Raw genomic sequence first — 22,597 nt, 5'->3', positions numbered from 1 at the left:
GGCGGCGGAAAACGCCGGGCGTTATCGTTGCTATTCGCGGATCAGGCCGAAGGCGGCCTCGATCGCCAGTTCGTAACTCGCCGCGCCGAACCCGGAGACGATCCCCGTAGCCGCCAGCGAAACGTAGGTGTGGCGGCGGAATTCCTCCCTCGCCGCCGGGTTGGACAGGTGACACTCGATCACGGGAATGCTCAAGGTCTTGAGCGCATCCAAAAGCGCGATCGAGGTGTGGCCATAGCCGGCCGGATTGATGACCAGCGCCGAGGCGGACAAGCGCGCCTCGTGCACCCAATCGATCAGCACGCCCTCATGGTTGGACTGGCGGAAGACCACCGAAAAGCCGCGCGAAGCCGCCCGCGCCTCACAGCGCGTCCGGACATCATCGAGGGTGTCCTTGCCGTAAATCTCGGGCTCGCGTGTTCCCAACAGGTTGAGGTTGGGCCCGCTCAGCACGTGGATCGGTTTTACCATGCGGCTCCGCCGTCGATTCCGAGGGTCTTGTATAGCCGGTTCCGCCGGGTCACAAGCACGGCTCGCTTCGGAGGAGAGATGAGGCTTTTACTGAACGGAGAAGAGCGGGACGTGGCCGGGGTGGTCACGATCGCTGATCTGGTGGCTGCGCTGGGGCTGGACGCCCGCAAGGTGGCGGTCGAGCGCAACCTCGAGATCGCCCCGCGGTCTACCTACGCCGCCACGCCGCTGACCGACGGCGACCGCATTGAGATCGTCACGTTCATCGGCGGCGGTTGAGGTCTTGCGTCCTTCGAGGCTCGCTTTGCTCGCACCTCAGGATGAGGAAACTCGTGCTGCTTTCCTCATCCTGAGGCGCCGCGAAGCGGCCTCGAAGGACGCAAGGCGTTTGAAAGTGCGGCTTCCCGGGCGTAAACCAGCCCCATGAACGCGCATGTTTCCCCCGACTCCGTCAGCAGCGACTCCGAAGAGACCTGGACCGTCGCCGGCCGCACCTTCCGCTCGCGCCTGATCGTCGGCACGGGCAAGTACAAGGACTATGCGACCAACGCCGCCGCCGCCCGCGCGGCCGGTGCCGAGATCGTCACCGTGGCCGTGCGCCGCGTGAACCTGACCGACCCGACTCAGCCGCTGCTGGTCGACTACGTCAAACCAACCGAATTCACCTATCTGCCCAACACCGCCGGCTGTTTCACCGGTGAGGACGCCGTGCGGACCCTGCGGCTGGCCCGCGAGGCCGGGGGCTGGGACCTCGTCAAGCTAGAGGTCTTGAGCGATCCCAAGACCCTGTTCCCGGACATGGAAGAGACCCTGCGTTCGCTGAAGCTGCTGGTCGCCGACGGGTTCCAGGTGATGGTCTATTGCTCGGATGACCCGGTCTACGCCCGCAAGCTGGAAGAGGCGGGCGCGGTGGCGATCATGCCGCTAGGCGCGCCGATCGGCTCGGGCCTGGGCATCCAGAACCGCGTCAACCTGCGGATCATCATCGAGAACGCCAAGGTGCCTGTCCTGGTCGACGCCGGCGTCGGCACGGCCTCGGACGCGGCGATCGGCATGGAGCTGGGCTGCGACGCCATCCTGATGAACACCGCCATCGCCGAGGCCAAGGATCCGATCCGCATGGCCAAGGCGATGAAGCACGCCGTCATTGCCGGCCGCGAGGCCTATCTCGCCGGCCGGATGCAAAAGCGCCTCTACGCAGACCCCAGCTCGCCGCTGGCGGGGCTGATCTGAGCCAATCCTTCTTCCCCCTCTGGGGGAGGAGCGCCTTAGGCGCGGAGGGGGCTGGTGCGGTTCGGCAAGCGCCGATTTGCCCCCACCTGACCGCGCTTTGCGCGGTCGTCCGCCCCCAAAGGGGGGCGGAAGGATCTTCATCAGCCCGCCTTGGCCTTGGCCGCCCGCGTCTGCTCGATCGCCAGCTTCAGGGCGTTGATGTCCGCGCCGGGGACCAGGGTGTCGCCGACGATGAAGGCGGGCGTGCCCGACAGGTTCAGGACCCGCGCCAGAGCCTCGGTGTCGGCCAGATGCTGGGTGACGGCCTGGCTTTCGCCGACGGCCTTGGCCTTGTCCATGTCGATGCCGAGCCCCTTGGCGATGCGCAGGGCGCCGACGGCGTCGAGGGCGTTCTCAGCCATCAGGGCCTTGTGCAGCTCCAGGCTCCTGCCCTGATCCTTTGCCCCCAGGGCGATACGCGCGGCGGCCTCGCTGTCGTTGCCGAAGATCACGAAGTCCTTCAGCACCAGCCGGATGTCCGGGTTCTTCTGAACCAGCTCCAGAACCGCCGGCGTGGCCTGGCGACAGAAGCCGCAGCGGTAGTCGAAGAACTCGGTCACCGTGATCGTGCCGGTCGGATTGATGACGATGTCGCGCGGGTCGCGTTCGATCGCCTGCCGATACTCGCCAATGGCCTTCTGAGACGACACCGCCTGCTGCGCCGCCTGCTTCTCCTGCAGCTTCTGGCTGGCCTCCATCAGAACTTCAGGGTGCTCCAGCAGGTAGGCGCGAACCTTCTCCCCGAACGCCTTGTCGGGTTTGGATTGATCGCAGCCCGACAGGGCGAGCCCGGTGATGGCCAGAGGAAGGGCGAGGGTCGCGGCGCGACGAAGCATGGTCATTGAGGTCTCTGGAGGCGGGGCCGGTCAGCGACCGGTGGAGGAGGGCATGGCGCTTTCCTTCGCCAGGTCCTTCAGTTCCTGGTTCGAGGGGCGCGAGGCCAGAACGATGTCGGTCGCGCGGCGCCAGTCGGGCGTGTTCTTGGCCAGCAGTTCTCGCGCGCGCATCGCAAACACCTTGGCCTCGCGCACGGCGCCGAGCGAGAAGTACTGTTCGGCGGTCGCCAGGCGCGCCTCGCCGTCCTTCTTCTGCTTGTCGTAGGCCTGGGCCAGAAGCCGCCAGGTCACCGGATTGTCCGGCTCGTTCAGAAGGCTGCGCTTGAGTTCCTGAACCCCTTCCTCGACCTTCTTTGGGTCATTCAGGTTGATCAGGGTCTGGCCCAGATTGATCCGCAGGAGGGCGGCGTCCGGCTTCAGCGCCACCGAACGGCGCTGAGGCTCTTCGGCCTGCTCCACACGGTTGAACTCGAAGAGAACCTGCCCCTTCAGCTCCCAGAGGTAAGGGTTCTCAGGGTGGTCGGCGATCAGACCGTCCAGCAGCTTCAGGGCCCGATCGGGTTCTTTCATCTGGTAGTAGGCGATGGAGCGCGCGTAGCGGGCCGGAAACCCTGTGTCGGTCTCCTTGTACTTCATCAGCGCGATCTGCGGGTTGAGGAAGCCCTCCAGCTTGGCCTTCATCACCTCGTGGCGCGCAAGATCCTCTGGCGTGTCCACCGCGTGGTAGTGGGTCTGGCGCTCGACGCGACTGCGGAGCACCTCGATCCGTTCAGACGACAGGGGGTGGCTGCGGAAGTAGGCGAACCGCCGCGCTTGGTCGAAGACTTCCTGATAGCGGAAGTTGTCGAAGAACTCGACGAGACCGCGTCCCGACTGGCCGGTGGCTTCCAGGAACCCGGCGCCGGCCTGGTCGGCGCGCGACTCCTGCTCGCGGCTGTAGCCCAGCGCGCCCAGGGCGCCGGCGTATTGCGCATTGCCGATCAGCATGGCGCCCGCATCCGGCGCGCCCGCCAGCGCGGCCAGAACGCCAAGGCCCATGGTCAGAATCATCGGCTTGAGGCCGGCGCGCATCATCTCGTCGGAACGGATGGGGTGGCCGCCGGCCAGGTGGCCGGTCTCGTGGGCGATGACGCCCCGCAGCTGATTGGGGTTCTCGGTCTGAAGGATCAGGCCTGTGTTCAGGCCCATCTGCAGGCCCTGGGTCGCAAAAGCGTTCAGGGATTTGTCGCCGACGATCAGGATTCGAACGTTCTTCGGGTCCAGGCCCGCCGCCGCGAAGATCGGATCGGAATCGCGATGCAGGATTTCTTCGATTTCGGTGTCGCGGATCAACGAGGGGCCGTCGCTCTGCGCCTTCACCGATTGGGGCGCCGAAACGGTGGATGCGAGCACGGCGAGCGCGCAGATCGCCCCACTTAGTCTCTTACTGGCCCGCCCACTACGCGAGGTCATCACGTGATCTCCAGATCGCGCCCCCGCGAACCCTGACCAATCTAACTTGGATCGCGATGGCGAGGGAACAAGGGTTCGGCCTCGTCTCGCGAAAGAATTCGGCCCGCGCGCCAGAAAGACGCGCGGGCCGTTGCTCTAGACCTTACCGGCGCCACCAGCCCCGACGGGGCTTTTCGGGCGGTGCGGTGATCTCGTTCGGGTCGGGCTCGGCGGGGCTCGCCGCCTCGACGGGCTCGCTCTCGACGACCGGCGTCGGCTCGGGCTGGGGCGCAGCTTCGACCGTCCGAGCAGGCGGAGCGACCTCGACAGCCTCAGGCGCGGCGGCCTCAGGAGCGGTGTCTTCAACCGTCACATCGGCCACGACGTCGACCGCCTCCACAGCCGTCTCAGCCGCTTCAGCCGCCTTCTTGCCGCGCGAGCGCGGACGCTTGGGCTTCTTGGGCGCTTCCTCGACTTCCGGCAGTTCGACCCAGACGTCAGCCGGCGGAGCGGCGATCACCGGCGGCGCCAGGATCGGCGCTTCGAAAGGCTCGGCGGCTTCGACGCTCGCGCTTTCGACGGCGCTCACCTCGGAGACCGGGGCCTCGTCGCGCTGGCGACGACCGCGGTCGCGACCCCGACGGCCACGCTCGCGACCCGGGCGTTCCTCGCGTTCGGCCCGTTCGGGACGCGGCGCAGCTTCCGCCGAAGCCTCGGCGCGCGGTTCGGGCGCCGGACGGCGCGACTCGCCGCCGCCAACCAGCGCGGCCGGATCGTGCCAGGTGAAGACGTTCTCGCCGAAGGGCACCCGCGGGCGGATCCAGACGAAGGCGTCCGCCGGACGATCGCCGTCCTCGCGACCGCCACGGCGTCCGCCGCGACGACCCCGACGGCGACGGCGACGACCGCCGTCATCGTCATCGCCGAACTCGGCGCGATCTTCATCCGCGCCTTCGCCCGCGACGTCCTCGTCCTCGACCTCGGTCTCGGTCTCGCCATCGCGCTCATCGCGACGGCCGCGACCACGGCCACGGTCGCGACGGCCACGGCGGCCCTTGCGATCGCCACGATCGTCGTCACGCGCCTGCTTGCGCGCCGACGCGTCGTCGTCATCGGTGTTCTCGCGGTCGATTTCGTCCTCGTCCTCGAGGATGATCTCGTCTTCTTCTTCCTCGTCGTCGTAAGCGGCCGCGTCGAAGTCGTCGTCGTCTTCGACAAGCGGGGGCGGCGCCACGGCGATGCGTTCGCCCAGCTCCGTGCGCTCAATCTCCTGGTCGCCGGCGTGCAGGCTGTCATCGACGACCACCGTCACGAACAGGCCGTGCGTCTCCAGCAGGCGCTGCAGGTAGGCGCGCTTTTCATTGAGGATGTAGAGGCCGACCGAGCGCGAGACCTTCAGGATCACGCTGCCCGAGCCCTTCAGGGCCTCGACCTCGACCGCACGCAGGGCGGCCAGCGCGCTCGACTCGACCGAGCGGACGCGACCAGTGCCTTCGCAGTGTTCGCAGACGTGGGTGGTGCCTTCAAGAACGCCGGTGCGGCGACGCTGACGGCTGATCTCCATCAGGCCAAAGCCCGAGATCTTGCCCATCTGGATGCGCGCGCGGTCGTCCTTGAGCGCGTCCTTTAGGACCTTCTCGACCGTGCGGTTGTTCTTGGCTTCATCCATGTCGATGAAGTCGATGACGATCAGGCCGGCCAGGTCGCGCAGACGCAGCTGACGCGCGGCTTCCTCGGCCGCTTCGCAGTTGGTCTTGAGGGCCGTGGCCTCGATGTTGCGCTCGCGCGTAGCCTTGCCCGAGTTGACGTCGATGGCGACCAGGGCTTCGGTCTGGTTGATCACCAGATAGCCGCCGGAGCGCAGCGGCACGACCGGCGAATAGATCTGGGCCAGATGGTCCTCGATCTTGTGCTTGACGAACAGCGGCGTCGGGTCGCGGTAATTGAAGACCTTCTTGGCCTGGCTCGGCATCAGCATGCGCATGAAGTCGCGCGCTTCCTTGTAGCCGGCGTCGCCCTCGACCCAGATGCCGTCCAGGTCCTTGTCGTACATGTCGCGGATGGCGCGCTTGACGAGGTCTTCTTCCTCGTAGATCAGCGCCGGCGCGATCGAGTGCAGCGTGTTCTCGCGGATGTTTTCCCACAGACGCAGCAGATATTCGTAGTCGCGCTTGATCTCGGCCTTGGTGCGCTTGGCGCCGGCCGTGCGGACAATCAGGCCCATGCCTTGCGGCACATCCAGGCTCTGGACGACGCTCTTCAGGCGCTTGCGGTCGGTGACCGCCGTGATCTTGCGGCTGATGCCGCCGCCACGGGCGGTGTTGGGCATCAGGACGCCATACCGGCCGGCCAGCGACAGGTAGGTGGTCAGGGCCGCGCCCTTGTTGCCGCGCTCTTCCTTGACGACCTGAACCAGCATGATCTGCCGGCGGCGGATCACTTCCTGGATCTTGTACTTGCGCATCAGGCGGCGCTTGCGGCGCGCCAGTTCTTCTTCGACATCGTCATCATCGTCGTCGACCGCGCGGTCGCCGCCATTGACGTCGTCTTCGTCGTCGCCGCCCGAGGCGCGACGCGAGATCGGAGTGTCGTCCTCGTCGTCACCGGAGTCGTCGCGCATCAGCGCTTCGCGGTCGGCGACCGGGATCTGGTAGTAGTCGGGGTGGATCTCGTTGAACGCCAGGAAGCCGTGACGGTTGCCGCCGTACTCGATGAACGCAGCCTGCAGGCTGGGTTCGACGCGCGTCACCTTGGCGAGATAGATGTTTCCACGAAGCTGTTTGCGGGTCTGGCTCTCGAAATCGAACTCTTCAACCCGGGTACCGTCCACGACGACCACACGCGTCTCTTCGGCGTGTGCTGCGTCGATCAGCATCTTCTTCGACATAAAGGAATTCTCCGCGGCGCGCTGCGGGCGCGGGGCCCGGTCGCCGATATGAATGAAGGGCGCGCGCGTCGCCGACCGTCGCACCGTCAGCGCGGTTGCGAAGGGTCAGGTGCCAAAGGCGGTCGGGTGCGGCGCAGCCCATTGAGGTTCGTTTGTCCCTACCGCGTCAGGCGCGGGATTGGATGGCGCGTCGTCGCCGGGACGGCGTTTGAGCCCGACGCGGGCCCCGTGGCGCGGCGTCTCTGCAGGCGTCTTGCCCGCCAGGTCGACCACGTCTCGAACACTATCTAATCTGCCGCTCCAGTGCCGAAAGGGGTTCAAGACCAAATTCGACGCCTGAACGGCTCACGCGGAGTCGTGACGATCACGGATTTCGCGTGCGGCGGGACTGTAGCCACATCAGCGCGCAAAAGAAAAGGTTTCGCGGTTCGAACACGACTTAACCCTTTCGCTACCGCAGCCGGTCGATATTGACCTCCAGTTCACCAGTTCCGGGTATCGCGGGCGGGAATGCGTACACGTCTCATCAGTTTTGCGCGCATGGGCTGGGTTAGAGCCATGCTGATCGTCGGCGGCGTAACGCTCGCCGGCGTGGCTGTGGCTACGGCGCAAGGTCCTGCGGCGCCGGCCGGCGTCCAGAAGGTGCGCTTTGGCGGTGATCGCGTCGAAACGCGCGTCGTGATCGATCTTGACCGCGCCGCCGCCGGCAAGCTGGTCTCGGACGGCATGGCCGATCAACGGCTCGTGATCGCGCTTCCGAACGTCATGGTGTCCGGCGACCTGCAGGGCGCGGGGCAGGGGCTGGTGAAGCGCTGGCTGATCGACGAGGCCGCTGGCGGCGCGCGGTTGCGTCTGGACCTTGCCGGCAAGGTCGAGGTTCGCCGCCGTTTCCTGCTTCCGCCCGGCGATGGCGCGACCGCCTATCGTTATGTGATCGATCTCAAGGCCGTCGACGGCGCCGCCGTGCCGCAAGCGCCGCGCGTGAGCCTCGCATCGGCGCCCGTCAAGGCCGCGCCTCTACGCCTCAAGAAGGTCGTCGTGATCGACGCCGGTCATGGCGGCAAAGATTCCGGCGCCTTGGGCGCGAACATCTACGAGAAAGAAGTCACGCTGGCGGCCGCCAAGGCGCTGAAGGATCGCCTTGAGCGCACGGGACGCTTTCAGGTCGTGCTGACGCGCGAGACCGACACGTTCGTCCCCCTCGAATCGCGCGTGCAGATCGCGCGGCGCGCGGACGCCGACCTCTTTATTTCGCTGCACGCTGACTCAGGGCCTGACGTGACCACACGCGGCGCCTCGGTCTACACCCTTTCCGAGAAGGGCGCCGACCGGGTCGGGCGGGTCCTCGAGAAGGACGATTGGCTGATGAAGGCCAATATGCCGGGCCGGGATCGCGCGGTGAGCCAGATCCTTCTGGACCTGTCGCAAAGGGCGACCAAGAACCGTTCTGCGGCCTTCGCGCAGTTGCTTCTGGCCAATGTCGGCGAGGAAACCGCGCTGCTGCGCCGCAGCCACCGCGACGCGGGGTTCATCGTCCTGCTGGCGCCCGACGTTCCGGCCGTCCTGCTCGAGATGGGCTTCATCACCAATCCCGAGGACGAAGCGTTCCTGAGCTCCAAGGCCAGCCGCGCCCGCCTCGTCGACGCCGTCGCGGACTCGATCGAGGCTTATTTCTCCTCTGGGCTGCGCAAGTCCTAGGCGACCGCGCTTCCCCTTTCGACTGTCGCGCTCTAATCACAGGCATGATGGATCGTGTCGCGCCCCTGGAGGTGCGACCGCGAAACCGCTTACGGTTCCGCGACAAGCGATCTAGTGAAGTGTGTACAGCAGGCGAGGGGGCCTGCTCGACGGAGGTCGCGTGGATCTGAAACCCACCGAACGATGGATGGCCATCGCGGGCGTGGCGGTGCTGTCGGCTATCGCCGTCGCGGGATTCGCGATCGCGATCTACGCCGCCTGGCTGTTCCACGACATGCCCGACGCCGGTGAGCTGCAGGACTATCGTCCGCCGACCGCGACGCGGGTCTATGCCTGGGACGGCACCCTGATCGGCGAGTACTCCAAGGAACGCCGGATCTTCATCGCCTACGACCAGATCCCGCCGCAGTTGGCCCAGGCGTTCCTGGCCGCGGAGGATCGCAATTTCTTCCAGCACGGCGGCGTCGACGTGGGCGGGCTCTCGCGCGCCATGATCAAGAATGTCGGCAACGCGGTGCGGGGTCGTCGCCTTGAGGGTGGATCGACCATCACCCAGCAGGTGGCCAAGAACGTCCTGCTGACCTCCGACGCCACCGTCGGTCGCAAGTTCAAGGAAGCGATCCTGGCCCATCGCCTGGAGCAGTCGCTGACCAAGCAGCAGATTCTCGAGCTGTATCTCAACGAGATCTGGCTGGGGTATCGCTCGTTCGGCGTCGGCGCGGCGGCCTACAACTATTTTGGCAAGTCTTTGCCGGATCTGACCCTGGCCGAGTGCGCCTATCTGGCCTCGCTGCCCAAGGGGCCGGACAACTATCACCCCATCCGCAATCGGGCCAAGGCGATCACCCGTCGCAACTGGGTGCTGGGCCAGATGGCCGAGCAAGGCTGGGTCTCCAAGGCCGACGCCCAGAAGGCGATGGCTGAAGACCTGATCGTCCAGTCCGCGCCCAAGCGCGCCGCCTATCGCGACGCCGACTATTTCGTCGAGGAAGTCCGCCAGCGCGGCATGGCGACCCTCGGCTCGCGCCTCAATGAAGGCGGCTACTACATGCGCACGACCCTGGATCCGCGCCTGCAAAGCGCCGCCCGGGTGGCGCTGATGGACGGGCTGGAAAAGTACGACCGTCGCCACGGCTGGCGGGGCGCCTGGGGCCATGTGGAACCCAGCGATCTCAACTGGGAAAAGACGGCGCTGGCCAAGGCCGCCCCGTCGGAACGGCGCCAGTGGCGCGCGGCCCTGGTGACCTCCAATGACGGTCGGGTTCGCCTGGTCAAGAAGGAGGGCGAGGGGCAGATCGTCGCCGAGGACATGTCCTGGGCGAAGGCCGGCAAGGGCCTGAAGGCCGGCGACCTGGTCTTCGTGGAAAAGACCACCTCGGGCGGTTACCGCTTGCGGCAAATCCCCGTGGTCAACGGCGCCCTGGTGGCGATGGAGCCCTATACGGGCCGTGTGGTGGCGCTGGTCGGCGGCTACAGCTACTCGCTGTCCAACTTCAATCGCGCCACCCAGGCGATGCGTCAGCCGGGTTCGTCGTTCAAGCCGTTCGTCTACGCCGCCGCCTTGGAGAACGGCTACACGCCGGCCAGCGTCATCGTCGACAGCGCCATCACCTTCAAGGGCGCAAACGGCGAGGAGTGGAGCCCGGAGAACTATCACAAAGAGTTCTACGGCGCGCAGCCGCTGCGCAAGGGCCTGGAGCAGTCGATCAACGCCATGACCGTGCGCCTGGCCCAGGGCGTGGGCATGAAGAAGATCGCCGATTTCGCCAAACGCACGGGCGTCGTTCGCGACATGGATCCCGTGCTCGCCATGGCCCTGGGGGCCGGCGAGACCACGCCGTTCAAGCTGACCGCCGCCTATGCGCCGTTCGTCAATGGCGGGCGCCGGATCGAACCCCACCTGATCGAGCTGGTTCAGGACCGCGAAGGCAAGGTGATCTTCCGCGCCGATAAGCGCGACTGCGAGCGTTGCGACGCCGGCTTCAATGGCGACGAGAGCCCCCGGTTCGCCGCGCCCGGCGAGCAGGTCATGGACCCGGTCACCGCCTACCAGGTGACCTCGATGCTGCAGGGCGTGGTCCAGCGCGGCACCGCCGCCGCCGTCAGCTCGCTGGGTCGTCCGTTGGCGGGCAAGACCGGCACGACCAACGAGTATCGCAGCGCCTGGTTCGTCGGCTATTCGCCCAACCTGATCGTCGGCGTCTTCATCGGCTTCGACGACAACCGCTCGCTGGGCGATGGCGAGACGGGCGCGACCGGTCCGGTGCCGATGTTCATGGACTTCATGAAGGTGGCGCTGGAGGGCCAGCCGGTGGTCGACTTCAAGCCGCCGAAGAGCGCCAAGTTCGCCATGGTGCGGGGCGTGCGCGAAGCGTTCCGGCCGGGCACCGAGCCCAAAGTCGAGGTCGCCCCGACCGATGGCCCGATCCCGTACCAGGACCTGCCGCCCGGCCTGCCGCCGGTCCCGCCGCCGGCGGCGCAGCCCGGTAAGCCGACGCAAAAACCGGATCCGCTGAGCGGGCTTTACTGACGTCCATTGCGCGAGGGAGCAACGCAAGTTATCTCCCGCGCCCTTCAACACTGTCACGGAGTTACGTGATGCGACCGGATGTCGAGGCCGCTGCGGCCGACATCGAGCAGTCCGTGGGACTGCTCAGGAGGCGTCTTTGACTGGGACGTCGCTCTCCGCAAGCTCGATGAGCTGAACGCCCGGGTCGAGGACCCGACCCTTTGGGACCGTCCGTCCGAGGCCCAGGCCGTGTCGCGCGAGCGCGCGAACCTGGCGGCCAAGGTCGAGGCCGTGCAGTCGATCGAGCGCGACCTCAAGGACGCCCTCGAATATGCCGAGCTGGCCGAGATGGAGTCCGACGAGGACTCTCTGAACGACGCCCGCGCTCAGCTGAAGTCGCTGAAGGAACGCGCCGGTCGCGCCGAGCTGGAGGCGCTGCTGTCGGGCGAGGCTGACGGCAACGACTGCTATGTCGAAATCAACTCCGGCGCGGGGGGCACCGAGTCCTGCGACTGGGCCGGCATCCTGCTGCGCATGTACACCCGCTGGGCCAACGCCCACGGCATGACCACCGAGCTGATCGAAGAAACCGACGGCGATCAGGCCGGCATCAAGTCCGCGACCCTGCTGGTCAAGGGCGCCAACGCCTATGGCTGGCTGAAGACCGAAGCGGGCGTCCATCGCCTGGTGCGGATCAGCCCGTACGACAGCAGCGCCCGCCGCCACACCTCGTTCGCCTCGGCGTGGATCTATCCCGTGGTCGACGACAATATCGAGATCGAGATCAACCCCTCCGACGTGCGGACCGACACCTACCGCGCCTCCGGCGCCGGCGGCCAGCACATCAACAAGACTGACTCGGCGGTGCGCCTGACGCACATTCCGACCGGGATCGCCGTGGCCTGCCAGGCCGGCCGTTCGCAGCACCAGAACCGTGAAGAGGCCTGGAAGATGCTGCGCGCGCGTCTCTATGAGGCCGAGCTCCAGAAGCGCGAAGCCGCGCAACAGGCGCTGGAAGACCAGAAGACCGACATCGGCTGGGGTCACCAGATCCGCAGCTACGTCCTGCAGCCCTACCAGATGGTCAAGGACCTGCGGACCAACGTCGAGACCTCCGACACCCAGGGTGTCCTGGATGGTGACCTCGACGCCTTCATGGCCGCGTCGCTGGCCCAGCGCGTGGGTCACACCCGCGACGGCGGCGAAGCGTCTTAAAAACGCTGGGGCCGGGCGACTAAAAGAAAACGCCCCGGAGCGATCCGGGGCGTTATCGTTTTTAGCTTCGGCCCGTCTTAGCCGGCGCTCTTGGCGATCGCCAGATGCTCGGGATGCGGCGCGGGCTGCGACGGCGCGGGGGCGGGGCGCTGGAACTTCAGGCTGCGGCCCTGGAAGAAGGCGCCGGTTTCCATCGCCAGTTGCTCATGCGTGATGTCGCCATCGACGTACGAGGTGCCGTAGAGACGAACCTGCTTGGACGTGATCGCGCCAACCACGCGGCCGCGCACCTCGACGGCCTCGGCGTAGACAGAGCCCTCGACATGGCCCGTTTCGCCGACGGTCAGGCGGCCGACACGGACGTCGCCCTTGACCACGCCGTCGATCTGCAGCTCGCCCTCGCCGGTGACACCACCCTCGATGGTCAGGTCGGCCGACAGCAGCGAGGCGACCTTCGGCGGCGCGCGACGCGCCGGCTCGGACGGCGCGGCGGCCATGGGCGTGGGCAGCGGCTCGATGCGGGCCGGGGCCTTGTTGTTCGATTTAGCTTGCTTGCTGAACATACTCACCAGCCTTCAAGAAGCGATTGGGGTTCTGGGCCTTGCCGTTGACCCAGACTTCGTAGTGCAGGTGCGGACCAGTCGAGCGGCCGGTCGAACCCATGCCGCCGACCCGTGAGCCGATCGCCACACGCTCACCGACGCGGACGCTAATGGCGGCGAGGTGCGCGTAGCGCGTTTTGAAGCCGCCGCCGTGGTCGATCTCGACCGTCTTGCCGTAACCCGACCGCACGCCGGTGAACGAGACCACGCCCGGAGCGGTGGCCATGATCGGCGTGTGATAGCCGCCCGGGAAGTCCAGGCCGGAATGGAAGGCCGGCCGGCGCGTGAACGGGTCGAACCGGACGCCATAGCTGGACGACAGCGCCGGATTGCTGGTCGGGCGATAGAAGGGCAGCTTCTTGGCCGCCGCGCCCAGCGATCGCATGTCCGACATGTCGTTGGCGGCGCGCTGGATGCGGGTGGCGAACTCCTCGTCAACATCCAGGACGGCGGCGAGGGCGCGAGGGTCCTTGGCCTCGATCAGCGGGCCGCCCAGCGAGACGCCGCGGCCGGTATAGTTGCCAGCATCCAGGCCCGCCATCCGCATGGCCAGCCGCAGACGCTCGGCGCGGCTCTTGGCGAAGCTTTCGGCGGCGTCGATCAGGCGCTCCTGGTCCATCCGGGTGGCCTGGACCCGCTGCACTGGGCTGGCGGCGAGCAAGCGAGGCTTGGCGACGGTCAGGGCCTCGGCGGCGCCGGGGACGCCCTTGAAATCAGAAACTAGGAGGGCGAGGGCGGCGTGGCGCTTTTCGACCGAAGCGGCCAGATCTTCCAGAGAGCCATTGGTGGCCGAGAGCTGCGCCACAGCGCTGTTCAGGCGGGCCTGACGGTCGGCGTTCAGCCGCTCATAGTAGGCTTTTTGCTTGATGACCTGCTGGTCGGTCGAGCTGACCGCCAGGGCGTTGACCATCATGGCCGCGGTGCAAACGCCCATCCAGAGCGCGCTGACGGCGACGCCGGCGGCGCCCAACAGCTGCTTGTTGGTGGAGAAAACATAGCCGCGCATCTCGCCGCCGGAGCGGATGTAGATGTGCCGTTCGGGAAAAAGGGCTTCCAGAGATTGCCGCAGTCGCTTGAAGCGTTTGATCGCCATCGCCCCAGGAAACCCCCGTTTCAGGTCCCGGCGATATGCAATGATAAAACGGAAGCGCGCAAGCGTCTTCGCGCCCAAAGGGAGCGCGAGTCGCAAAATTGAACTCTGCGCCGCAATGCTTAATGATCTCTGACAAAAACGGCCACGCCGGAACGTTGGTTCCGCGCCGAAACGTCACACGCCGATGCGTTGTTGCAACACTCGCGCGCGTCTCGAGCGCGAGTGGCGAGGCCTATTTGATCGCCTTGGCGGCGTTCATGACCGCCTTGATGTGGCCGGGCACTTTCACTTTGCGCCAGATCTCGCGGATGACGCCCTCGCGGTCGATCAGGAAGGTCGAGCGATCAATGCCCATGTACTTGCGGCCGTACATGCTCTTTTCGACCCACGCGCCGTAAGCCTCGACGACATCGCCCAGCGTGTCGGCGGCCAGTTCGATGGTCAGATCATGTTTGAGGCGGAACTTGGCGTGCGACGCGGCGCTGTCCTTGGACACGCCGATGATCACCGCGCCCAGCTTCTGGAATTCCTCGACTTCCGACGAGAACTGCAGCGCCTCGGAGGTGCAGCCGGCGGTGTCGTCCTTGGGATAGAAGTACAGGACAACGTTCTTGCCCTTGAGGGCCGCCAGGCTGACGCGACCAGTGTCGGTCGGCAGGTCGAAATCGGGAGCCTTGTCGCCGGGCTGCAGCATCGAACGCTTCCTTGAAATCTGTCATCCCGGCCCAGCGCGAAGCGCGCCGAGCCGGGATCGCCAATGGCCTTGAGTCTAGCCGAGTCCCGCCTTGGCTACGCCAGGGCCGGGATGACAATCAACTCATAACTAAACAGGCTTCACCAACACGATCTTCTTCTTGCCCGCCGAAAGCTTGATGACACCATCAACCAGATCGGCCTCGGTGATCCTCACGTTCGCATCGCCAATCGCCGTGTCGTTGACCCGCAAGCCGCCACCCTGCGCCAGGCGCCGTATCTCGCCTCGCGACTGACTGAAGGCGTCGCCAGCTAAAGCGGCAAGAATAATCCCCTCTTTCAGGAATTCTGCCTGAAGTTCATAGGTCGGCAGGTCAGCCGACAGCGCGCCTTGCTCGAACGCCTTTTCTGCAGCGTCGCGCGCCTTGCGGGCTTCCTCCTCGCCATGGGCCATGCGCGTGGCCTCGTCGGCCAGCACCTTCTTGGCCTCGTTGATCTGGGCGCCCTCCAGGGCCTCCAGTTCGGCGATGCGATCCAGCGGCAGGTCGGTGAACAGCTTCAGGAAGCGACCGACGTCGGCGTCCTCGGTGTTCCGCCAGAACTGCCAGTAGTCGTAGGGGCTCAGCTGTTCGGCGTTCAGCCACACCGCGCCGGCGGCCGTCTTGCCCATCTTGGCGCCCGAGGCGGTGGCCAGGAGTGGCGTCGTCAGGCCAAAGGCGCTCTTCTGGTCGACGCGGCGGGTCAGCTCGACGCCGTTGAGGATATTGCCCCACTGGTCCGAACCGCCCATCTGCAGCACGCAGCCGTGGGCGCGGTTCAGCTCCAGGAAGTCCACCGCCTGCATCAGCATGTAGTTGAACTCGAGGAACGTCATCGGCTGCTCGCGCTCCAGGCGCAGCTTGACCGAGTCAAACGCCAGCATCCGGTTGACCGTAAAGTGCACGCCGTACTCGCGCAGGAACTGGACGTAGCCGAACTTCGACAGCCAGACATCGTTGTCGACCATGATCGCGTCGGTGGGCCCGTCGCCGAAGGTCAGGAACTTCGAGAACACCGTCTTGATGCCCGCGATATTGGCCTGGATGTCGGCGTCGCTCAGCAGCTTGCGGCTTTCGTCCTTGCCCGTGGGATCGCCGACCTTGGTCGTGCCGCCGCCCATCAGGACGATCGGCTTGTGGCCGGCCTGCTGCAGGCGGCGCAGCAGCATGATCTGGATCAGGCTGCCGACGTGCAGAGACGGCGCCGTGGCGTCGAAACCAATGTAGGCGGTGACGATCCCGGCCGAGGCGGCCGTGTCCAGCTCCTCCGGATGGGTGATCTGGTGGATGTAGCCGCGCGCCTCCAGGGTTCGCAGGAACTCTGACTTGAACGACGAGGCGGCGGACATGGATCGACTCTCTATTTGACGTGGCGGGCCGTCTAGCACGGCTTGGCCGGTGTGTGAGGGGTTCATTTCAGACTCCGGAAGGGTGACCGGAGCGCATGATCGACTGTGTTGAAGCGACCCCGGCGAGGCGGGGGCTAAGCGACGTGTCTGGTCGGCCTCCCGCTATGGCAGCGGGCGGTAATAGGGGCGGGCCAGGACAAGAGCGTCGATCATGGGGCCTAGCTACCGTTTAACGGGCATGGCAGTCAACGTTCCCATGAAGATCCTAGGATTCATGACCGGCACCTCGTTGGATGCGGTCGACATGGCGGTGCTGGAAACGGACGGCGTCGACATTCACGCCTTTGGTCCGGCGGGCGAGCGCAAGTTGCGGGAGGCCACCCGCGACCTGCTGCTTGAGAGCACCGACATCGCCCGCGCCTGGCCGCGGGGTGAGCCTGAGCCGGCGATCTTCGACGACGCCCGGCGCGCCGTGGCCGACGAGCACTTCCATGCCGCCGAGAGCTTTCTGGATGAGCACGGTCTGAGCTGGAGCGACTTCGACCTGCTGGGCGTGCATGGCCAGACCGTCCTTCACGAGCGCCCGACGGCGCAGCGGGTGGGGCGCACGGTGCAACTGCTCGACGCCGATCGCCTGGCGCGCCTCTGCGGGCGTCCGGTGGCGTTTGACTTCCGCACCGCCGATGTCGCCGCCGGCGGCGAGGGCGCGCCGCTGGCGCCGATCTACCACGCCGCCCGCGCCCGAGCCTCGGGTTTGGCCGCCCCGGTGGCGGCGCTGAACGTCGGCGGCGTGGCCAACATCACCCTGATCGGCGCGGACGGCGACTTGCTGGCCTTCGACACCGGCCCCGGCAACGGCATGATCGATCTGATGCTGCAGGCGAGGGGGCTTGGCCGTTTCGACGAGGACGGCCGTCTGGCCTTGGCCGGCCGCGTGGATGAGGCCATGCTGGCGGCGCTGCTCGACAGTCCTTACTTCGACGCTCCGGCGCCCAAGTCGCTGGATCGCTATGACTTCTCGTTGACCCCGGTCGATCATCTCTCCGCTGAGGATGCGGCGGCGACCCTGGTGGCCTTCACCGCCGAGGCGGTGTTCAAGGCCTTCGCCCAGACCGGCGAGGCGCCCAGCGCCCTGATCGTCTGCGGCGGCGGGCGACATAATCCGGCGATCATGCAGACCCTGTCCACGCGCGCGCCCGTACCGGTCAAGAGCGCCGAGGCCTATGGCTGGCGCGGCGACAGCATCGAGGCCGAGGCCTTCGCCTATCTGGCCGCCCGCACGGCCAAGGGCCTGCCGATCAGCTTCCCGGGGACCACGGGCGTGAAAGCGCCTATGACGGGTGGACGGATCGTTCAGCCCTGAAACGAAAAAGGCCTCCCCGAAGGGAGGCCTTTTGAGCGTTTGGACTTGAAGTCCTAGATCGGATTTTCCGCCAGGCGCTTGTCGAGATAGTCGCTGACGCTCTTCTCGACGCTGGGCAGGTGTTCGGCCCAGAAGTGGGTGGCCTTGTCGATGACTTCGTAGTCGATCGTGATGCCCTTCTGGGTGCGCAGCTTGGTCACCACGCGCTCCACCTCGACCGGCGGGGTGATGGTGTCGGCCGAACCCGTCAGGAACAGGCCTGACGCCGGGCACGGGGCCAGGAAGCTGAAGTCGTACATGTTGGTCGGCGGCGACACCGAAATGAAGCCGTCCGTTTCCGGGCGGCGCATCAGGAGCTGCATGCCGATATAGGCGCCGAAGTCGAAACCGGCGACCCAGGTCTGGCTGGCGGTCGGGTTGCTGGTCTGCAGCCAGTCCAGCGCCGTGGCCGCGTCGGCCAGCTCGCCGATGCCGGCGTCAAACTCGCCCTGGCTGCGGCCCACGCCGCGGAAATTGAAGCGCAAGGTCGCGAAACCACGCTTCATGAACAGGTGATACAGTTGCACCGAGACCGGGTGGTTCATGTGACCGCCGGCCTTGGGGTGCGGGTGCAGGATCAGGGCGATCGGCGCTGTCTCGGTCTTGCCCGGAGAATAGCGACCCTCGATCCGGCCGGACGCGCCGGTCAAAATCACATCAGGCATATCGTCCCCTTCAGCTGGCGACGGCGGAGCCCGGCCTTTTTGAGGGCCGGAATACTTGACCGCCGCGCTTGGTCTTCCTAAATCGCAGCCGCAATGCGGACGGATGGTCCGCGCGCGAAGTCGCGGCTTGTAGCACACGCAAAAGCCGATGCGCGCGGAATCTGCAAGGGGTAAGGCTGATGCGCCTGAGCACCAAAGGCCGATACGCCGTGATGGCGATGACCGACCTGGCCAAGCGCCAGGACGAGAGCGATGGCCGCGCCGTGGCGCTGGCCGAGATCGCCGCGCGCCAGCAGATCTCGCTTTCCTATCTCGAACAGCTTTTCGCGCGCCTGCGCCGCAAGGGTCTGGTGATCAGCGCCCGGGGTCCTGGCGGCGGCTATCGCCTGGCCAAGGCCTCGGATGAGACCTTCATCGCCGACATCGTCCTGGCGGTGGACGAGCCGCTGCGCGCCACCCGCTGCAACTTCACCAAGGGTCAGGCCAAGGGCTGCATGGCCGGCGGCGAGCGTTGCATGACCCATAATCTCTGGGAAGAGATGGGGCGCCAGATCCACGGCTACCTGGCCTCGGTCTCGGTCGCCGACGTGCTGGCGGGCGAACTGCGCCCCCAAGGAAGCTTGATGGGCCGTCCGATGGAGATCGCGGCCGAGTGAACGCCTCCCGACCTTCCATCTATCTCGACTACAACGCCACGGCGCCGGTGCGGCCGGAAGCGCGCGACGCGCTGCTGCGCGCGCTCGAGACCCCGGCCAACCCCTCGTCGGTCCACGCGGCCGGCCGCGCGGCGCGTGACGTCGTCGAGCGCGCCCGCGCCGAGGTCGGCGCCCTGGTCGGCGTGCCGGCCGGCTCGGTGACCTTCGTCAGCGGCGGCACCGAGGCCAACGCCCTGGCCATCGAGAGCGCCAAGGCCGCAGGCGTCGAACGCATCATCCTCTCCGCGATCGAGCACGACGCCGTCACCGAAACCGCGAAGGTCTCCGGCCTGCCGGTCGAGGCCCTGCCTGTGGATAACCACGGCGTCGCCGATCTCGGCTGGCTGGCGCAAGCGCTTGAAAAGCCGGGCAAGACCCTGGTCTGCCTGATGCTGGCCAACAACGAGACAGGCGTCATCCAGCCTGTGGATAAGGCGTCCGCCCTGGTGCGCGCCCACGACGGCTGGCTGCATGTCGACGCGGTCCAGGCCGCCGGCAAGATCGCCATCGATTTCTCCGGCCTCGGCGCCGACACCATGGCGCTGTCGGCGCACAAGCTGGGCGGGCCGCAGGGCGTCGGCGCCCTGGTCGCCGGAACCCGCGCGACCGTGACCCGTCGCCTGCACGGCGGCGGTCAGGAGCGCGGCCGCCGGGCCGGCACTGAGAACGTCGCCGGGATCGCCGCGTTCGGCGCGGCGGCCAAGGTGGGGCGTGAGACGCTTGCCTCCATGGCCGAACAGGCCCAATGGCGCGACGCCTTGGCGCAGCGGCTGAAAGCCGAGGGCGCGATCGTGCTGGGCGAGGGCGCTGATCGTCTTCCTCAGACGTTGTGCTTTGCAGGCGAGGGCTTCGGCTCCGAGGTCCAGGTCATGACCATGGACCTGGCCGGGGTCATGGTCAGCGCCGGCAGCGCCTGTTCGTCAGGCAAGGTTAAGGCCAGCCGCGTGGTGGAAGCCATGGGCCGCGCTGATCTCGCTCCGTTCGCCCTGCGTGTCAGTGGCGGCTGGGCGAGCACGGAACAAGATTGGATCAAGTGTGGCGACGCCTGGCTCGCCGCCTGGAAGCGTATCGGCGCCCGGCGCCGGGAGGTGGCTTAATGGCCGCGGTCAAAGAGACTGTCGAAACCGTCGCCGCGCTCGAGAAGTACGAGCACGGCTTTACCACCGATATCGATCAGGAGTTCGCCCCTAAAGGCCTCTCCGAGGACATCGTGCGCTTCATCTCGGCCAAGAAGGACGAGCCTGAGTGGATGCTGGAGTGGCGGCTTGAAGCCTATCGCCGCTGGCTGGCGATGGACGAGCCCGACTGGGCCAAGGTCAGCTATCCGCCGATCGACTACCAGGACACCTACTACTACGCCGCCCCGAAGACCAAGGAAGGCCCCAAGAGCCTGGACGAGGTCGATCCGGAGCTGCTGGCCGTCTACGAAAAGCTCGGCATCCCGTTGAAGGAGCAGGCGGTTCTGGCCGGCGTGGAAGGCGCGCCGCGCTACGCCGTCGACGCCGTGTTCGACAGCGTCAGCGTCGTGACCACCTTCAAGAAGGAGCTGGCCCAGGCCGGCGTCATCTTCTGCTCGATGAGCGAAGCGGTCCGCGAACATCCGGAGCTGGTGCGCCAGTACCTGGGCAGCGTGGTGCCGACCTCGGACAACTATTTCGCCTGTCTGAACAGCGCGGTCTTCTCGGACGGCAGTTTCGTCTACGTCCCGCCGGGCGTGCGCTGCCCCATGGAGCTGTCGACCTATTTCCGGATCAACGCCAAGGATTCCGGCCAGTTCGAGCGCACTTTGATCATCGCCGACAAGGGCGCCTACGTCTCGTATCTGGAGGGCTGCACGGCCCCGATGCGCGACGAGAACCAGCTGCACGCGGCCGTGGTCGAGCTCGTCCTGCTGGACGACGCCGAGATCAAATATTCGACCGTTCAGAACTGGTACCCGGGCGATCCCGAGACCGGCAAGGGCGGCATCTACAACTTCGTGACCAAGCGCGCCGACTGCCGCGGCGATCGTAGCAAGGTCTCGTGGACCCAGGTCGAGACCGGCTCGGCCATCACCTGGAAGTACCCGTCCTGCGTGCTGCGCGGCGAGGGGAGCTCGGGCGAGTTCTATTCGATCGCGGTCACCAACGGTCACCAGCAGGCCGACACCGGCACCAAGATGATCCACCTGGGCGCCAACACCCGCTCGCGGATCGTCGCCAAGGGCATCAGCGCCGGTAAGTCGACCTCGACCTATCGGGGCCTTGTTTCGGCTCACCCCAAGGCCAAGGGCGCGCGCAACTTCACCCAGTGCGACAGCTTGCTGATCGGCAAGGACTGCGCAGCCCACACCGTGCCCTATATCGAGGCCCGCAACGGCCAGTCGGTGTTCGAGCACGAGGCCACCACCACCCGGCTGTCGGACGACCAGCTGTTCTACTGCCAGCAGCGCGGCCTCAGCCAAGAAGAAGCCGTGGCCCTGCTGGTCAACGGCTTCGTCAAGGACGTGCTGCAGCAACTGCCCATGGAATTCGCCGTCGAGGCCCAGAAGCTGGTGGCGATCAGCCTGGAGGGCAGTGTGGGATGACCACCGTCATGCTCTACCAGCCCGTGGGTCTGGAGGAGCTGCACGATATCAGGGCGTCGGATTGGAAAGCCTTTCCGCCGCATGACATCGAGCAGCCGATCTTCCGGCCGGTCACCAGCGAAGCCCTCGCGGCGCGGCTGGCGCGGGACTGGAACGCAGCGCACACGACCTATCGCCGCGGATATGTCGTCCAGTTCGCTGTGTCGAAGACATTCCTCGACGCCTACGAAAACAAGGTGTCCGGCACGCCCGGCCACGAGGAGTATTGGATCCCTCCCGAGGATCGTTCGCTGTTAAACGCCGCCATCCAAGGCCAGATCGCCGTCGCCGGAACCTTCGCGGGGCACGACGCCGAGTACAGAAAACTCAACGAGACCCATGCTTAAGATCCAAAACCTTCACGCCCGCGTCGAGGACAAGCCGATCCTGAAGGGCGTCACGCTGGACGTCCCGGCCGGTGAGGTCCACGCGATCATGGGCCCGAACGGGGCCGGCAAGTCGACCCTGTCCTACTTGCTGACAGGCCGCGACGGCTATGAGGTCACCGAAGGTTCGGCGACCCTTAACGGCGAGGACCTGCTGGCGCTCGAGCCCAACGAGCGGGCCGCCAAGGGCCTATTCCTGTCGTTCCAGTATCCGCTTGAAATCCCGGGCGTTCCGGCCCTGACCTTCATCCGCACCGCCCTCAACGCCCAGCGCCGCGCGCGGGGCGAGGACGAGATCGCCGCCCCGGCCTTCCTGAAGCTGGCTAAGGAGAAGGCCGCGTCTCTGAAGATCGACTTCGAGATGCTCAAGCGCGGCCTGAACGTCGGCTTCTCGGGCGGCGAGAAGAAGCGGATGGAAATCCTTCAAATGGCGATGCTTTCGCCGAAATTCCTGATCCTCGATGAGACCGACAGCGGCCTCGACATCGACGCCCTGAAGATCGTCTCCGAAGGCGTCAACGCCCTGCGCAGCCCCGAGCGCGGCATGCTGGTCATCACCCACTATCAGCGCCTGCTGGATCACATCAAACCCGACAAGGTCCACGTGCTGGCCGCCGGCCGCATCGTCGCCTCGGGCGGTCCGGAACTGGCCCTGCAGCTGGAAGCCGAGGGCTATGACCGCATCGTGGGGGCGGCGGCGTGATGACGACCCTGACCAAATCCTCCCCCCCGCGGGGGAGGTGGTCCGCA

At 66.5% G+C, this 22,597-nt stretch carries 22 protein-coding genes; 11 read left to right on the top strand and 11 right to left on the bottom strand.

The annotated features are described in order from the left end of the window. Positions 1-30: 30 nt before the first annotated feature. Entirely contained in the window at positions 31-471 is a 441-nt protein-coding gene (locus CA606_RS10030; RefSeq protein WP_096051261.1) for a type II 3-dehydroquinate dehydratase, read from the bottom strand. Between the two features lie 78 nt (positions 472-549). On the opposite strand from CA606_RS10030, the gene thiS reads away from it, so the two are divergent. Both thiS and CA606_RS10020 read left to right on the top strand, forming a co-directional pair. Beyond that, a complete protein-coding gene (thiS, locus tag CA606_RS10025; RefSeq protein ID WP_096051262.1) occupies positions 550-750 on the top strand; it encodes a sulfur carrier protein ThiS in 201 nt (66 codons plus the stop codon). Positions 751-894: 144 nt separating this feature from the next. After that, entirely contained in the window at positions 895-1,704 is an 810-nt protein-coding gene (locus tag CA606_RS10020) for a thiazole synthase (protein WP_096051263.1), read from the top strand. Positions 1,705-1,844: 140 nt separating this feature from the next. Here CA606_RS10020 and CA606_RS10015 read toward each other — a convergent pair whose 3' ends face one another. The 4 genes from CA606_RS10015 to CA606_RS10000 form a co-directional block, all read right to left on the bottom strand. Further along, positions 1,845-2,585, bottom strand: coding sequence for a DsbA family protein (locus CA606_RS10015; protein WP_096051264.1), 741 nt, complete (start codon positions 2,583-2,585; stop codon positions 1,845-1,847). Positions 2,586-2,609: 24 nt separating this feature from the next. Further along, the gene (locus tag CA606_RS10010) at positions 2,610-4,031 is read right to left on the bottom strand and encodes a tetratricopeptide repeat protein (RefSeq protein WP_096051265.1); all 1,422 of its coding nucleotides are present in this window, start codon (positions 4,029-4,031) and stop codon (positions 2,610-2,612) included. 142 nt (positions 4,032-4,173) lie between these two features. Then, on the bottom strand, positions 4,174-6,897 hold the full coding sequence (locus CA606_RS10005; protein WP_096051266.1) for an Rne/Rng family ribonuclease: 2,724 nt from the start codon (positions 6,895-6,897) through the stop codon (positions 4,174-4,176). Then, positions 6,821-7,039, bottom strand: a complete 219-nt coding sequence (locus CA606_RS10000) for a hypothetical protein (protein ID WP_096051267.1) — start codon at positions 7,037-7,039, stop codon at positions 6,821-6,823. The genes CA606_RS10005 and CA606_RS10000 overlap by 77 nt, the downstream gene beginning before the upstream one ends. Positions 7,040-7,407: 368 nt before the next feature. Here CA606_RS10000 and CA606_RS09995 point away from each other — a divergent pair, with 368 nt between their 5' ends. The 3 genes from CA606_RS09995 (at position 7,408) to prfB (ending at position 12,319) form a co-directional block, all read left to right on the top strand. Then, entirely contained in the window at positions 7,408-8,595 is a 1,188-nt protein-coding gene (locus tag CA606_RS09995) for an N-acetylmuramoyl-L-alanine amidase family protein (protein ID WP_096051268.1), read from the top strand. A gap of 160 nt (positions 8,596-8,755) precedes the next feature. Then, on the top strand, positions 8,756-11,125 hold the full coding sequence (locus CA606_RS09990; protein ID WP_181242532.1) for a penicillin-binding protein 1A: 2,370 nt from the start codon (positions 8,756-8,758) through the stop codon (positions 11,123-11,125). A gap of 68 nt (positions 11,126-11,193) precedes the next feature. After that, positions 11,194-12,319 (top strand): peptide chain release factor 2 gene (prfB, locus tag CA606_RS09985; protein ID WP_096051270.1). Its coding sequence is split into 2 segments (ribosomal slippage): positions 11,194-11,262 and positions 11,264-12,319, totalling 1,125 coding nucleotides; the frame shifts between segments, so codons are not numbered across the junction. A 77-nt stretch (positions 12,320-12,396) separates the two neighbouring features. On the opposite strand, the gene CA606_RS09980 is transcribed toward prfB, so the two are convergent. From CA606_RS09980 to CA606_RS09960, 5 genes are all read right to left on the bottom strand, one after another. Beyond that, positions 12,397-12,882: a bactofilin family protein gene (locus tag CA606_RS09980; protein ID WP_096051271.1), complete on the bottom strand. Its 486-nt coding sequence runs from the start codon at positions 12,880-12,882 to the stop codon at positions 12,397-12,399. Continuing rightward, a complete protein-coding gene (locus CA606_RS09975) occupies positions 12,863-14,014 on the bottom strand; it encodes a peptidoglycan DD-metalloendopeptidase family protein (protein ID WP_096051272.1) in 1,152 nt (383 codons plus the stop codon). The genes CA606_RS09980 and CA606_RS09975 overlap by 20 nt, the downstream gene beginning before the upstream one ends. 232 nt (positions 14,015-14,246) lie before the next feature. Then, complete coding sequence (locus CA606_RS09970) at positions 14,247-14,708, bottom strand: peroxiredoxin (protein WP_096051273.1); 462 nt, start codon at positions 14,706-14,708, stop codon at positions 14,247-14,249. A gap of 129 nt (positions 14,709-14,837) precedes the next feature. Beyond that, positions 14,838-16,160 carry a tyrosine--tRNA ligase gene (tyrS, locus tag CA606_RS09965; protein ID WP_181242531.1) on the bottom strand — a complete coding sequence of 441 codons (1,323 nt, stop codon included), beginning with the start codon at positions 16,158-16,160 and terminating at the stop codon, positions 14,838-14,840. 96 nt (positions 16,161-16,256) lie between these two features. Beyond that, on the bottom strand, positions 16,257-16,307 hold the full coding sequence (locus CA606_RS09960; protein ID WP_181242897.1) for a hypothetical protein: 51 nt from the start codon (positions 16,305-16,307) through the stop codon (positions 16,257-16,259). A gap of 43 nt (positions 16,308-16,350) precedes the next feature. Between CA606_RS09960 and CA606_RS09955 the strand changes: the two genes are divergently transcribed. Then, a complete protein-coding gene (locus CA606_RS09955) occupies positions 16,351-17,457 on the top strand; it encodes an anhydro-N-acetylmuramic acid kinase (RefSeq protein ID WP_181242530.1) in 1,107 nt (368 codons plus the stop codon). Positions 17,458-17,510: 53 nt separating this feature from the next. On the opposite strand, the gene CA606_RS09950 is transcribed toward CA606_RS09955, so the two are convergent. Further along, positions 17,511-18,161, bottom strand: a complete 651-nt coding sequence (locus CA606_RS09950; RefSeq protein ID WP_096051276.1) for an alpha/beta hydrolase — start codon at positions 18,159-18,161, stop codon at positions 17,511-17,513. 179 nt (positions 18,162-18,340) lie between these two features. Between CA606_RS09950 and CA606_RS09945 the strand changes: the two genes are divergently transcribed. The 5 genes from CA606_RS09945 to sufC are packed head-to-tail and all read left to right on the top strand — an operon-like array spanning position 18,341 to position 22,550. After that, on the top strand, positions 18,341-18,817 hold the full coding sequence (locus CA606_RS09945) for an Rrf2 family transcriptional regulator (RefSeq protein WP_096051277.1): 477 nt from the start codon (positions 18,341-18,343) through the stop codon (positions 18,815-18,817). Beyond that, positions 18,814-19,953, top strand: a complete 1,140-nt coding sequence (locus tag CA606_RS09940; protein ID WP_096051278.1) for a cysteine desulfurase family protein — start codon at positions 18,814-18,816, stop codon at positions 19,951-19,953. The genes CA606_RS09945 and CA606_RS09940 overlap by 4 nt, the downstream gene beginning before the upstream one ends. After that, positions 19,953-21,422, top strand: coding sequence for a Fe-S cluster assembly protein SufB (gene sufB, locus CA606_RS09935; RefSeq protein ID WP_096051279.1), 1,470 nt, complete (start codon positions 19,953-19,955; stop codon positions 21,420-21,422). The genes CA606_RS09940 and sufB overlap by 1 nt, the downstream gene beginning before the upstream one ends. Further along, on the top strand, positions 21,419-21,808 hold the full coding sequence (locus tag CA606_RS09930) for a hypothetical protein (protein WP_096051280.1): 390 nt from the start codon (positions 21,419-21,421) through the stop codon (positions 21,806-21,808). Before sufB ends, CA606_RS09930 begins: the two co-directional genes overlap by 4 nt. Further along, positions 21,801-22,550: a Fe-S cluster assembly ATPase SufC gene (gene sufC / locus CA606_RS09925; RefSeq protein WP_096051281.1), complete on the top strand. Its 750-nt coding sequence runs from the start codon at positions 21,801-21,803 to the stop codon at positions 22,548-22,550. The genes CA606_RS09930 and sufC overlap by 8 nt, the downstream gene beginning before the upstream one ends. Positions 22,551-22,597 lie beyond the last annotated feature (47 nt).

The sequence above is a fragment of the Caulobacter vibrioides genome (assembly GCF_002310375.3).
Classification (GTDB): domain Bacteria; phylum Pseudomonadota; class Alphaproteobacteria; order Caulobacterales; family Caulobacteraceae; genus Caulobacter; species Caulobacter vibrioides_D.
Note: the sequence above shows the minus strand (reverse complement) of the source record. Positions and strands in the feature narration are given on the sequence as shown.